This is a genomic window from Bacillus sp. AY2-1 (genome assembly GCF_008368965.1).
In the GTDB taxonomy this organism is placed as follows: domain Bacteria; phylum Bacillota; class Bacilli; order Bacillales; family Bacillaceae_G; genus Bacillus_A; species Bacillus_A thuringiensis_S.
In genome coordinates this window covers 1-12819 of sequence record NZ_QPEL01000148.1, presented here as the reverse complement: position 1 = coordinate 12819, position 12819 = coordinate 1, and the positions used below count along the sequence as shown (strand labels likewise).

Sequence of the window (12819 nt, the reverse complement as noted above, 5' to 3'; positions counted from 1 at the left end):
GTTTATATTAATTTGATTAATATCTTTTTCAATTTTTTTGATTTCATTCAAGCATTTTGTTTTACGTGACTTTAAACTTGAAACAGATTCACCAATGGAAGTCATTAAGGCGCTTTTTTCATCTTTTAATTTTGATATTTCATTAGTTATTTTTTTAATTTCGATTTCTGAATTATAGGGTAAACCGCATAAAAAAGCCAAAGCTTTAGATTGATAAACTACAGGCCTTTTAGCGATACCCAAGTTGTTTTTAGTAAATCCATCTTGTTCATCACGCATAATGTAATCCCTAACAGCAGCAAAAGTGATATTTGTAGTTTCTTCACCTAAAATTTCATTATGTATAAAATTTTTGTAGTCAGTATCATCATAAAGCTTCCATTCAGATAGATTATAATTAATTTTATTATCGAATAAAACGTATCCTTTTTCCGGAGTATTAATATGTCTGCCTAGGAACATTGTTCTGCCATTAGAGCTAACCTCAAGGGCCAGGAAAATTTCTTTGTTTATTAAAATAGGAGTATCAGTGTAGTATTTATGTATCTCTTTTCCTAATAGAAAAGAAATACACTCAACCATAGTGGTTTTTCCGACCCCGTTTGCCTCGTCATGTTCATCTTTTTTTTCTCCAAGAATTATATTTAGCCCAAGTGTATTAAAAGTATATTCCTTCAGTACACTTAGTTCTTTAAAAGAATAAATAAGTAGTTTTTTTAGTATCAATTTCATAACCTCTTTATCATATTTGAATTAAAATCAATTAAACTTGTAACGTATAAAAAAGTCATAGAAAGATATAGTACTCTTTCTATATTAATATTGAGTATTATCCCTTGTTTTTCAGCGAATAGCTCGAATAACTCATCTATGTGTATGGATTTTCCTTTTATTAAGAGAGAATATAGAACTTTAGCACTATACAAAACGTTTTCTTCAATACTTTGGTATTTATCCATCATAAAATAATTCATTTTAAGCCCTCAATTTCCGTTTGTCTTCATTAAAAATATCACAACCAAATATAACCCAGGAGACTAAAATCTTTAAATAGAGTTGTAGTTTTGGTTTACTAAGTTCAAATTCAGTACGATACTCTTGAAAAATTTTTTCTACAGTTTCTTCAAAAATAGTTTCTCCATTATCAAATCGAGTATGAACCTTGTTATAACATGTACGAACGATGCTTTTTATGACTGATTTATTGTCAAAGTCTAAATAATCTGGGGTCATCATAATTTCATCAATTGATGGGAAAAATGCAGAGTATTCTTCTAATTCCTTTCTAAAAGAGTTGCTACATACCATTTTTTCAAATTTTTCTTCAATATCGTGTTCATTAAAATCTAAACTATTAGAAGCTTTTTTCCCCTTATGAAAATCTAATATAAAAAGCTTTAGCTCATCTTCATCTACATCTACATTCGTATCAGTGTCTAAAGAAGGGGTCTTATTGATAGGGATGGGGAGCTTTTTTTTTTTTATTTCTGCTATTAGTTTATCTAAGAATAGTGGAATGTTAGTATGCTCTTTTAAATTAATATTTTTAATATTATATTCAGAGAAATCCTCATTATTTGTAGTAAGAATGAAACCTTTCTCGTTATAACCATCATAAATTTTGTTTATATAAGTACATAAATTGGCTATATAAGGATCATTCATACTAAAACCAATGAATAGCACAACATTATTTGAAATTATGGCTTTTAGTTGCTCTAGCGCAGCGTTGTCAATTTTATATAGTGAATCATATTGTTCTTTTAATAGAATACAATTTCCTGCATCTAAATGATCACCATGAATCTTATATACAAAGGAATCTAAAGTAGATAACTTTGCAACCATATGTGTGTTTGTGTGTACTACTAGTTCGATTGAATTCCCACTGGCATTCTCCAATAATTTATCGTAATTAGTTGTAATAACTTTTTGAGAGATTTCAAACAATTTTTTATGTTTACTTAATAGAGATGCTTTCGTATCATCGTATTTGAATTCATCTTTAATTATGTCACTGATAATTACTTTTTCTTTCTTAATATAATTTAAAACATCTAAAATCTCCATTTTTTTGGATTTTAATAGGTTTAAGAATGGTTCTACAGAAGGGTCATCTAATATAATTTTTTGAAGAAACTTAATTACTAGACCTTCCCAATCAGGGTAATCAAAATCTTTTGAAAATCCTGCACCAATAAAGAAGACTAATCGATTATTAAGTGCGGCATCTGTAATTGAATTTGGTATGTGTATTTCTTGTGGCATATAATCACCTTTTCTAAAATTGTTTTATTTGTGTTTATCAAAAAAATATTCGTATATTTTAATGAAATAGTATAAATGATTTGTAGAAAACAAAAAAATTATAACAAACTATTAAATATAAATTTGTCGAATTAAGTCGACAACATTCGGTTATTTTCATTGCTTTTCATTTATGTTGAAAGTAGTAGATGAAAAAACACAACAAAAAGGTTAGCGTGTTTTTGTTGTGTTTTTTGTTGTTCCATTATGTATGCTACTTTCGATTTCTTTCTTTCTCGATTATAAATTCCCAGAATTGTTTAAGCTCTTCACGTTTTTCTGGTGAAGCCTCTTTGATGTCTTTAAACCAGAGACCGAGTTCACGATCCATAATAATATCTGTTTCATTGTTATTGTAATTCTTAATAAATCCTATTTCTTCTAAAAGGCTTTCTGTACTTCTGTTCATTGCTTTTGATATTTTTTCGATTACTAATAGCGTCGGCTCTACAGGTTTACCGGTTCTGCTGTCAATGCCTTTTTCTAGTTTATCTATATATGTATGACTTACATCACATTTTTGAGCAAAATCTCGCAAGGAGAGTTTATTTTTTAAACGATAATCTTTAATAGTTTCACCAAGAGTTCTTTTCATTTTTTAACCTCCTAACATAATTGTAAACAATAATTTACAAAAAGAAACGAAAATAAACAAAAATACTAGTAAAACATTGTTGACACGAAAGTAAACTATGGTTTACAATTAGTTTTGTAATCATAGGAATACAAGGGAGAGTGAAAAAGTGAATAAATTAGCTGTATTCAGAAAAGAAAAATTAATATCTCAAGAAAGATTAGCGAGTTATGTTGGTTCATCCCGTACATATATTTCTGAAATAGAAAACAATAAAAAGCAGCCTAATGTTAAATTAGCTATAAAGATTGCTAAAATTTTAGGTACTAATGTAGAAAGTATATTTTAAGCATTTTTGTAAACTATAATTTACGAAAAAGATTAGAAATAGAAAGGTGTGTAAACAATGATTAACTTTGACATCGAATCATTCCGTAAAATAATCCGAGAAGAAATACAAAAAGCAACTGAACATCTTCAACCAATGAAAGAATTACCACCATTTTTAACTATTACAGAATTAATGGCACTATTACATATTAAACGTACTAAAGCATCTGAGTTATTAAACCGTTCTGATTTTCCAGTATGTCGCGAAGCGGGAGTTCTTATTCCTACACACCTTCTTTTTAAGTGGATGGAGAATCACACTGAATGGGTAGAAAACAATACTGAGTATTACAATCCATTTAAAGAATCCGTCTAATAGTACATTACCATAGTAAGTTGTCACAAATAAATATTGCTTTAGGTACGAATGGGGGAAGTAAACGATGTCCATAGGAAAAGAAGTTGCTATGGCACGCAAACGAAAGGGAATCACCCAAGAACAACTCTCCTTAGAAATCCCCGTGAGTCGTGAGTCACTAGCAAAATATGAAACTGAACAGCGACGATTACCAGAAGATTTAAGAAAATGCATTACTGAAGGAATTGATGATCCACAGTTATTTTTTAAAATGTGGAATGAAGCAACAGGTCATGTAAGTGTCCCATTCTTTAATGGAGAGCATATTGATCTTCATCCTACAAGCATGAGGTACATGGTCAATCAAGAAATAAATGAAGCTTTGAAACAACTCGATACGGTATGTTGGTTTAAGCCTTCAAAAACTTGGTCCGAAAGTGAGAAAGAAGATTTGAAAAAGGTAATGCATGAAATCTTGGATGCTACAGGTTCAATGATGAGCCTCGTAGCGGTCCTATGTGATCAATATGGTATTTCAATGAAAGAAGTCTTTAAGTACTGGAAAGTATCATTACGAGCAAGGAAGTATATAAAAGCTTAATTTAATTATTTTATTGCGGAGGTTTAAGTTATGACGATTGATTATGCAAGTCCAACTTTAAATCAATATAAAGCTCTAATTCGTAAGGAAGCAAATTTATATGGTGATATTCGAATTGCAGCAGTTTGTGGGGACTATATGAAAGCTAGGGGTTTAAAACAAGAGAAGAAATTAATGGAGATAAGAATTCGAATTATAGAAGCAGCGTTCATTTTGAAAAACAAAAAGAAAAAAGAAAAGACTACCGCATAGCCCGCGATAGCCAAGAAAATTAACATGTGAATTATAGCATACTTCAATTTAATGCGACAAGCAATTGTGCTTGTCGTTATGATCAGAAAGGCTGAGTCCCCAACTTTTATTAGATTCTGCTTTTTCTTTCTGTTCATAACGATGCGTACAGTATCAAATTACTAGAAATGAGGAATAAGTCATGAAATCAGAATGTAATCGTCTGTTCGACTTAGTTCTACCAGGTGATTTTGCTTTTGCAAATGAATTACATAACTGCATGGTGACATGTATTCATAACATGTTCAATGCTGGTTCATTAAATGAAGCAAATCATTGGGAGAAGGAATTAAATAGATGCGCAAAAGAATTCAAGAGCCTTCGTAATGAAAAAGAGGATCACGATGTATCAAAGAGTTATCGTGTAGTTGTTAAAAGTCTTCAAGAGCAGGGGATCAACGCATCATTAGTTAGTCGAAGAAAATAAAAAATCTATCACTTGGCAGAGTGATAGATTTTAGACTCTTATAGAGAGTCTTTCTAAAAATAGAATTGGATTAAGTATATCAAAGCAAATCAAGTAAAACAATGGAGGATGAATAATATGGCAGTTTATAGACCTGTTCAAGTTTCATATTGGCAAGATGCTTTCGTTTTAGATCTTACACCGGAGGAGAAATACTTCTACTTATACTTAATGACTAATAGCAAAACTTCACAGAGTGGTATCTATGAGCTTCCGCTACGAGTGATAGAAATGGATACTGGGTATAACCGTGAAACGGTTGAGAAGCTGCTAGAGCGGTTTGCTGATTACGGGAAAATTCATTACAACAAAAAGACGAAAGAAATTATGTTGCTTAATTGGCTTAAATTCAATGCTATTACAAATATGAATATTGAAAAGTGTGTGTTAAAAGAAATCCAAAATATTAAGTGTGAAGATTTTTTAATTGATTTTTATGAGACATGTTTAGATTTAGAACAGCAGCAAGATTTTAAAATTCCTCGTATTAAGGAATACTTCCAAGCTCGTTTTGAGTGGCTTATAAGGGGCTTCGAAGACCCTATGAAGGAAAAAGAAGAAACAAAAACAGAAACAAAAGAAAAAGAAGAAACAAAAACAAAAGAAGAAGCAGCAAGCTGCTCAAGAGATAAAAAAGTTGCAGAAGAAAATCCAATAGCATTTTATGAGCAAAACTTTGGAGTTCTTAAACCATTTGTAGCTGAAGGGATTAATGCGTGGATTGAAGATTTGAATGCACAGCTTGTTATCAAAGCAATGAAAATAGCTTTAGAAAAGAATGCACCTAATATGTCTTATGTACAAGGTATTTTAAGAGATTGGCATGCTAAGGGGTATAAGAGTATTACTGATGTTGAAGCTGCACAAACTCAATTCCGTAAGAAATACCATTCTCGTGGTGGAAGAAATAATGCTCGAAATGAAATTGTTCCTGATTGGTTACATACTCAAGATACGGAAACAAATTCTCAGTCAGTAGAGCGTAGTGAAACCGAATTAGAAGCTGAACGTAAACGTTTAGAACAAGTGTTATCTAAATATAAAAAAGAGGCTTAGGAGGATTGTAATGCCAAAGCAGTTAACAATATTTGATGTTGAGCCTGTAGTAGCATTCGATACTGAGAAAGCACACATTCATCGATTAAATTCTAAAGTTCGTTTTACGGATGTAGTTGTTCAAGTGCCAAAACAAGTAAGAGCTACTGATGAATTAAAACCAACAACAGCGCCAGATGATCAGTATGAATTATTTGAGGAATATACAATTGGAATTTGGAGATTTAAGCGAGTGGAAGATAAGCAGTTCGATTGGGAAGAAGCGGAGGAGCTTTGCAAGTCTGCGAGAGATAATAAAGAACCGATTTCAATACGACTTTATTTATCATTAGAACAATCATTTATTCCCGATAATGTTGTGGAATATCTATAACAAAATAAAAAAGTCGAGATTGCTCCCGACTTACTTCGACAAAATAATCATAACATATGGGAGTGGTCTTAGTGGGAATTATTAAAGAAAATCTTGTAGAAATGACAGCTGAAATAGATTTGGAAATAAACGGAATATATGTTGTTAAAAATGGTCAGGTCCAACTAATAGAACCACCCCAAGGTGGATTTGGTGAACAATCATTTGTATATCAAAGTGGAAAAGTAATTCGTATGGAAGAACGAAAAACACAGTTACTTTAATCAAATTTGAATTTTATTAGAAATGGGGAATTAGAGATGCAATATACGATTGTTAAATATGATATGGAACTATGGTTCGATAAGAATAAAACAGCGGAAGTTATAAGAGTTGTAGATTGTGATTTAGCGATAAGCACTAACATTATGATAGATGGTAAAGTTTATCATGTTTGTGCGAAATATCCGCAAAACAATCTAATAGGTGTTAGAGAAATACAATTACAGTCTACGCCAGAAGAAAATGAATACGAAGAACATTTAATATGTCCCTATTGTGGAGGGAAGGATATAGATGCCTGGGAGAGTTCGCAAGACAGTGACACAATTAATTGTGGTAAATGCGGTTCTGAAATTGAGTATTCAAGAGAAGTTGAGATTACATATTCGACTAAGCCTATTAAAAGAAACAAACCTATAAAACTTTAATAAAAGCGTTATTTGAATAGAAAAGGGGCAAGCAAAGATAAAATAAGACCGCTCCTTTTATAGGGACGGCCGTACAAATATCATGTGCTGGAGGTTGCTCCAAATGGCATAAGATGTTTTCTCTAAAAAGTATGGACAAGAAGTTTTACGATTATACGTAAAAACGGCAGGCAACTAATTAAGTTACCCGCCTGTCCTCAAGTGGTACGGAGGAGAGAGCTCCGTTTGGAAAGAGTACAGCCGTGGGAAATCGGCTTGCAGATTAGTATGTACGATATAAAAAATGTTATGCGTAAAGTGAAATATGAATGATTTTTTAATGAAAGTATTATTTTGTAAATGAAAAAATAGGAGTGCTTGACCAAAGCACTCCCATGACGCTAACAACAACACCCTATAAAAATATATGCTCGTTTTGCCTAAAAATGCTTTTTACAATGGAAATTTAAACAAAATAGTTATTGTATAATGACAAAAATTAAAGAACCTGTTAGTTATAACAGGTCCTGTGTACAAGGAGTTCAAGGAATACAAGAAAACTGCTTCAGAGAAATCTGTGTATTTCTTGATTTAATAGTAATGTATTCAAAATAAACAAAAAAATGAATAAAAGTTAAACAAAATTCTTATTTAATAAAAAAATCGCGTACAAAAAATGTACACGATTAAATAGAAACTATGTCTTGTCTGCTCATTGTATTGAATGTTTATTTTATTTAAAACGTGACACATCTAAATAAATTAAAAGAGCACTTTTAAAAGTGCTCTTAAGACCAAGACTCTTATTGCAAAAGAGTACATGATAATATATGTAACCTTTTTAAGAAAGTGAATCATTTGACCAGAATTTTCATTTAAAAACTAAAGAGCGCTTTCCAAGGCGCCCCTAAAGCAAAACGAAATTTGAAAAAGAATACCACATGATAGTGTATGTATACTGTGTAAGTAAGTGCAGTTTTACAGCAAAATCGTTATTTTAATTAAAAGAGCAGCTAGCAAAAGCTAACTGCTTGTTGGAAAAAGGAATCCACTCCAGGTTATTTACTGCCAGAGTTTCAAGAAACAAATGATTAAATTAATCTAACTTTTCAATTACAATTGAAGCATTTACATTTGTTTGTGTTCCACCTGCCAAAGTTTGCAAAGTAACTGCAGCAGCGGAAGTATGATTGTGAAGGGTAATAATATCACCTGCAGCTAAAGCGAGGATTGTTTGGCCATTGTTTGGTTGAGTCCCTGCACCTGATCCATAAACTGCGTTGGTAACTGGAGCACCATTTAAAAAGAGCGTAAATTGATTAGGTTCAACTCCTGATACAGAAAAAGAAATCTTATAATCTCCTGCATTAATAACCATAATCTGAGAAGTTCCAGGAGTATGAGTAAAACCAGGTGTCATTAAACCATTCGAATTAAAAAGAATAGGTGCTTCTAAGGCAACAACTTGAGCTGCTGTATTGAAAATATAAGCGTATTGAGATAATCCAGATACTGTAAGACCGGTAGGCCCAGTAGGTCCGGTAGCTCCAGCGGTTCCTGGTAATCCAGTAGGCCCAGGAATGCCTTGGATGCCTTGGATACCTTGAAGCCCAGTTGGGCCAGTCGGGCCGATAGGTCCAATAAGTCCTGGATTACCTTGAATACCTTGGATACCCTGAATTCCAGTCGCCCCAGTTATTCCAGTGGGGCCAATAGGACCAATAGGCCCCGGATTACCTTGAATCCCCTGAATCCCTTGACTTCCTTGAGGTCCAGTGGGGCCAGGAATCCCTTGGATACCTTGAAGTCCGGTTGGTCCTGGTGACCCAGTTGGTCCAGTGGGGCCAGTCACTCCGGTTGGTCCTGGTGGTCCCCCGGAAGGTCCAGTCGGGCCCGTTGGTCCTGGTGGTCCCCCGGAAGGGCCGGTCGGGCCAACAGCTCCAGAAGGTCCAGTTGGACCTACAGAACCAGGAATGCCAGGAATCCCTTGAGGGCCGGTCGGGCCAGGAATCCCTTGAATGCCTTGAATCCCCTGAATCCCTTGAATCCCTTGAATTCCAGTGCCCCCCGTTATTCCAGTCGGTCCAATAGGACCTTGAATGCCAGGAATGCCTTGGATGCCTTGGATACCTTGAATTCCAGTAGGTCCAGTTGGACCAATAGATCCAGAAATCCCAGGAATCCCTTGAGGTCCAGAAATACCTTGAGGACCAGTAGGTCCCAGGTTACCTTGAATACCTTGGACACCTTGAATTCCGGTAGGTCCAGTAGCTCCAGCAGTTCCTGGTAATCCGGTAGCACCAGTAGGCCCGGTAGGCCCCGGAGGCCCACCTGAAGGTCCGGTAGCTCCAGTAGCACCGGTTAATCCAGTAGGTCCAGTAGACCCGATTTGAGGCAAAGGAAAGGCACATGGAAATGGGATGTGACATTTCTTTTTAAATTTACTCATTTTTACACCTCCATTATAAACTAACTAGCCGATTTATATTTATACTTTAACAACTTAGGAGCAAGCAGACATAAGGGTGTAAGGAAAAAAACTATAAAAATCACATGAAAGGTTTTAAGAGCAAGTCTCTATTTCACATTTCATATCAAAAAGAGCACCTGACCAGGGTGCTCCGCCCATTACTATGAACAACAATCCATAACAATATATGTGATGTTTGCCTATTGGTGATAATTTTTATAGTTTTTTTAAACAAAATCCTTATTTGAGTAGGAGGTGACGAGTTATGGCTTCATCTTCTTTAACAATAACATGCGACAGAGGAATTATTCGGAAATATGGTGGGACAAGAAGTGGTGTGAAAAGCAAAAGGTCTTGGTATGAAGATATGGATGTTAATGAATTTCTTACTTGGCACCCTTATCTTAATGAAAGAGATTTTAAGTCCATGAAACTATATACAAGATTTAATAAAAGTTAAACAAAATCGTTATTTTAAATGGTTTAGCCCCTTGAAGGGCGCTCCAAGGGGCTAAGATTCGAGAACTTTTAAACTCTTGTTTAATTACATGAAAACTCCCTAAAGAGTATCTATGGAATTTTAACACTTAACGGATTATTTTTACAGGTATATATTGAAACTCGAATGTTAATAAAAGAAACCCCGTTTGTCTGCGGGGTTCCTAAGGGTAATTGTCAAGTAATGACGTACTCGACTAAATAACCATATCATGAATTTTTTGGTAAAAATACTGGTAAATGTGTCCAAATGGGTAAGGTCATTATTTTGAACAAAAACGCTATTTGGTATCTAAATTGTATATGTAGAAAGGAGCAACTAATTAAAGTGCTCCTCAGGAGGTTGAATATAAATGCCTTTTCATTAACTATTATTATTCTTATTTTATCAAGTGGTGAAAAACTTGGACAAAAACTTCATTTGACACAACAAAGCAGTTAGCCGGATTAGCTAACTGCTCCATTGCGGTTTGTTGAAAAAGAAGTCCACGCATACAAGTAAATAATATGTAACTTCAAGTTACAGTTATAGTGTGAACGGAACTTAAAATTTTATACAGGATTTACTTAATTTTAATAATAACTAACAAAAAGAAATTGGAGTTTGCTTACTGTAATATAAGTTGCGAAAAATTTATTACGGCTGGGATTACTGTAAATATTCTTAGTGAAATTGTTGTTGACCTTGTTGGTTACCCATTTGTTGGCCTTGCTGATTACCCATTTGTTGGCCTTGTTGGTTACCCATTTGTTGGCCTTGTAGATTACCCATTTGTTGGCCTTGTAGATTACCCATTTGTTGGCCTTGTTGGTTACCCATTTGTTGGCCTTGTTTGATTACCCATTTGTTGGCCTTGTTGGTTACCCATTTGTTGGCCTTGTAGATTACCCATTTGTTGGCCTTACCCATTTGTTGGCCTTGTTGGTTACCCATTTGTTGACCTTGTTGGCTACTCATTTGTTGGCTCACTTGATCAACTTGTGCTTGAGCCTGAGAAATAGCTTGATTTATTTGACTTAACGTTTGATTAGATTGTAGATGCTGTAATCCTTGGTTTAATGTTTGAATAGCTTGTTGAATTGTTTGCTGTAATTGTTGATCAGCTTGTTGCATTTGTTGTTGAGATTGTTGACTAAATTGTTGAAGTTGTTGCATTAACTGATTAGCTTGTTGTACTCCTTGTTGGCCACCCATTTGCTGATTTTGTTGTACTCCTTGCTGTTGACCTTGAGATAAAGATTGATGTAACTGTTGAATTTGATTTTTAAGATTAGTTAATTCTTGTGAAACTTCTAAATCAGCAGCTTTACGTGCCACTGCTTCAACTTTTTTCTCAGTACGTTTGTCCATTTTTAACTCCTCCTTATGTAACCACATTATTGTGTGGAACATTTTTATAATGTACAAATTCTTATTTTTGATACTAAAAAATAAAATTTAAAGACTAGGGAAGAGAGGTATATAAATAGTACTTTAATCGAAAATAGGACAAGCAAAATCGCTTGTCCTAGAAGGAGGAAATTTCAAAACACCAAATCGACTCGTATTGGTAAACAGGTTCCTGCATAGTATGATTCAAATTAAGAAAGTTATACAAAAATAGCAGGCAAAGAAACTTTGCCTGCTTGTGGGTTGAATGAGTTAGCCAATTGTGATGAAACGCCTTCCCATCCTTTTACAAGAAGAGTGAAGCCACTAGTTCGAATGGCTCAGAAGTATCGTGTGTAGTTTAGTTGGAAAATATGTAAAAGAAGATAAAGAATTTATTTTATAGCAAAAAAAGAGTATTATTTGTAAATGTTCTTGAAAGATGAGCTTCAATAATAACAAGAGATCAATTCAATATAATTTATGATTTTCTTATTTTAAGATGGAAATTAAACGTAAAATAGGAGAACAGATGCATAGGCTGTTCTCCTAAGGAGCTGGAATTTTAAATTTGAAGTGGATCTCAAATGACAATCAATCAAGCATTTCATAAATCGCATGTACTTATGTTGAAATTTAATACAACAAAGCAGCTAGCATAGCTAACTGTTTTGTCTTAGGAAGAATTCGAGAAAATCTGAAATTCATTATGGAATAGCTGTTACCAACTTATCTATAGTATGTGGATGCTTTTTGAATACTATGCATGTGTTGAGAAGTTAATAAAAATTTCATTTTTTTAGAAATAAGGAAACTAAAAAGAGCACCATACATAAGTGCTCTTTAATATAGGAGGTAACACTTTGAGCTAGGGCTAGGTTAGAAGTATATGTTGTGAAACAGAAATAAGAACAAAATTCTATTATTAGTTCAATAAAAAAGAGCAGCTAGCAAGAGCTAGCTACTTAGCCCCAGGGAAGGGAGAGGAGCGATCAATTAAGCCTAAGTTTGGAATAAGGGTTTTTAGATTTTAAGGCCTAACCTAAATGTAGTATGGATTTTATTTGAGTTATTATGCATATAACTTGCTCCTCTTAAAAGAATGATCAACAAAAGGAGCAGTTAGCAAAAGCTAACGTTTTAGCTTCAGGGAATGAAGAAGAAATAATAGCTACTTAATTTTCTATGTAGGTGATCAGATTTTTATTTGGTACTCAATCCGTTTTTTAATTTCTATTTAAAATTGTATCATTTTTGTTTATTAAGCATTTATTAAAAATGATAAACGTATTTTGGAGGTGTATTGATGGAGAATAAGAAAGACTTAAAACATAATGAAATTATAAGTGCTAAAGCATTCGATCCAAACTTGGTTGGTCCAACTTTACCGCCTGTACCCTCATTTACATTACCAACGGGGCCAACGGGGCCAACGGGGCCAACGGGGCCAACGGGGCC

16 protein-coding genes are annotated in these 12819 nt (G+C 33.8%); 11 read left to right on the top strand and 5 right to left on the bottom strand.

Annotation, left to right across the window (positions count from 1 at the left end):
• The 3 genes from DN403_RS26135 to DN403_RS26120 all read right to left on the bottom strand — a co-directional run.
• Positions 1 to 726, bottom strand: a 726-nt coding sequence (locus DN403_RS26135; protein ID WP_179958948.1) for an AAA family ATPase, incomplete at its 3' end; no start/stop codon positions are given.
• Between the two features lie 249 nt (positions 727 to 975).
• Positions 976 to 2268: an SIR2 family protein gene (locus DN403_RS26125; protein ID WP_149185893.1), complete on the bottom strand. Its 1293-nt coding sequence runs from the start codon at positions 2266 to 2268 to the stop codon at positions 976 to 978.
• 253 nt (positions 2269 to 2521) lie between these two features.
• On the bottom strand, positions 2522 to 2902 hold the full coding sequence (locus DN403_RS26120; RefSeq protein WP_149185892.1) for a helix-turn-helix domain-containing protein: 381 nt from the start codon (positions 2900 to 2902) through the stop codon (positions 2522 to 2524).
• A 148-nt stretch (positions 2903 to 3050) separates the two neighbouring features.
• Between DN403_RS26120 and DN403_RS26115 the strand changes: the two genes are divergently transcribed.
• The 9 genes from DN403_RS26115 (at position 3051) to DN403_RS26075 (ending at position 7045) form a co-directional block, all read left to right on the top strand.
• Positions 3051 to 3230, top strand: coding sequence for a helix-turn-helix transcriptional regulator (locus DN403_RS26115; protein WP_149185891.1), 180 nt, complete (start codon positions 3051 to 3053; stop codon positions 3228 to 3230).
• 57 nt (positions 3231 to 3287) lie between these two features.
• Positions 3288 to 3587 carry a helix-turn-helix domain-containing protein gene (locus DN403_RS26110; protein WP_149185890.1) on the top strand — a complete coding sequence of 100 codons (300 nt, stop codon included), beginning with the start codon at positions 3288 to 3290 and terminating at the stop codon, positions 3585 to 3587.
• A gap of 67 nt (positions 3588 to 3654) precedes the next feature.
• Positions 3655 to 4170 (top strand): helix-turn-helix domain-containing protein, encoded by a 516-nt coding sequence (locus DN403_RS26105; RefSeq protein WP_000022022.1) that lies wholly within the window; start codon positions 3655 to 3657, stop codon positions 4168 to 4170.
• Positions 4171 to 4200: 30 nt separating this feature from the next.
• On the top strand, positions 4201 to 4422 hold the full coding sequence (locus DN403_RS26100) for a hypothetical protein (RefSeq protein ID WP_000151149.1): 222 nt from the start codon (positions 4201 to 4203) through the stop codon (positions 4420 to 4422).
• A 181-nt stretch (positions 4423 to 4603) separates the two neighbouring features.
• Entirely contained in the window at positions 4604 to 4888 is a 285-nt protein-coding gene (locus DN403_RS26095; protein ID WP_000834162.1) for a hypothetical protein, read from the top strand.
• Positions 4889 to 5005: 117 nt separating this feature from the next.
• Positions 5006 to 5983, top strand: coding sequence for a DnaD domain-containing protein (locus tag DN403_RS26090; protein WP_149185889.1), 978 nt, complete (start codon positions 5006 to 5008; stop codon positions 5981 to 5983).
• Positions 5984 to 5993: 10 nt separating this feature from the next.
• Entirely contained in the window at positions 5994 to 6356 is a 363-nt protein-coding gene (locus tag DN403_RS26085; protein WP_001125985.1) for a hypothetical protein, read from the top strand.
• Between the two features lie 71 nt (positions 6357 to 6427).
• The gene (locus DN403_RS26080; protein ID WP_086398571.1) at positions 6428 to 6619 is read left to right on the top strand and encodes a DUF3954 domain-containing protein; all 192 of its coding nucleotides are present in this window, start codon (positions 6428 to 6430) and stop codon (positions 6617 to 6619) included.
• Positions 6620 to 6655: 36 nt separating this feature from the next.
• Complete coding sequence (locus DN403_RS26075) at positions 6656 to 7045, top strand: hypothetical protein (protein WP_149185888.1); 390 nt, start codon at positions 6656 to 6658, stop codon at positions 7043 to 7045.
• 1075 nt (positions 7046 to 8120) lie between these two features.
• On the opposite strand, the gene DN403_RS26070 is transcribed toward DN403_RS26075, so the two are convergent.
• Complete coding sequence (locus tag DN403_RS26070; RefSeq protein WP_149185887.1) at positions 8121 to 9473, bottom strand: BclA C-terminal domain-containing protein; 1353 nt, start codon at positions 9471 to 9473, stop codon at positions 8121 to 8123.
• A 286-nt stretch (positions 9474 to 9759) separates the two neighbouring features.
• Between DN403_RS26070 and DN403_RS26065 the strand changes: the two genes are divergently transcribed.
• A complete protein-coding gene (locus DN403_RS26065; RefSeq protein ID WP_149185886.1) occupies positions 9760 to 9954 on the top strand; it encodes a hypothetical protein in 195 nt (64 codons plus the stop codon).
• A 702-nt stretch (positions 9955 to 10656) separates the two neighbouring features.
• Here DN403_RS26065 and DN403_RS26055 read toward each other — a convergent pair.
• Positions 10657 to 11343 carry a hypothetical protein gene (locus DN403_RS26055; RefSeq protein ID WP_149185885.1) on the bottom strand — a complete coding sequence of 229 codons (687 nt, stop codon included), beginning with the start codon at positions 11341 to 11343 and terminating at the stop codon, positions 10657 to 10659.
• Between the two features lie 1324 nt (positions 11344 to 12667).
• Between DN403_RS26055 and DN403_RS32235 the strand changes: the two genes are divergently transcribed.
• Positions 12668 to 12819 (top strand): exosporium leader peptide-containing protein (locus DN403_RS32235; protein WP_149185884.1); only part of this gene is annotated, 152 nt, incomplete at its 3' end.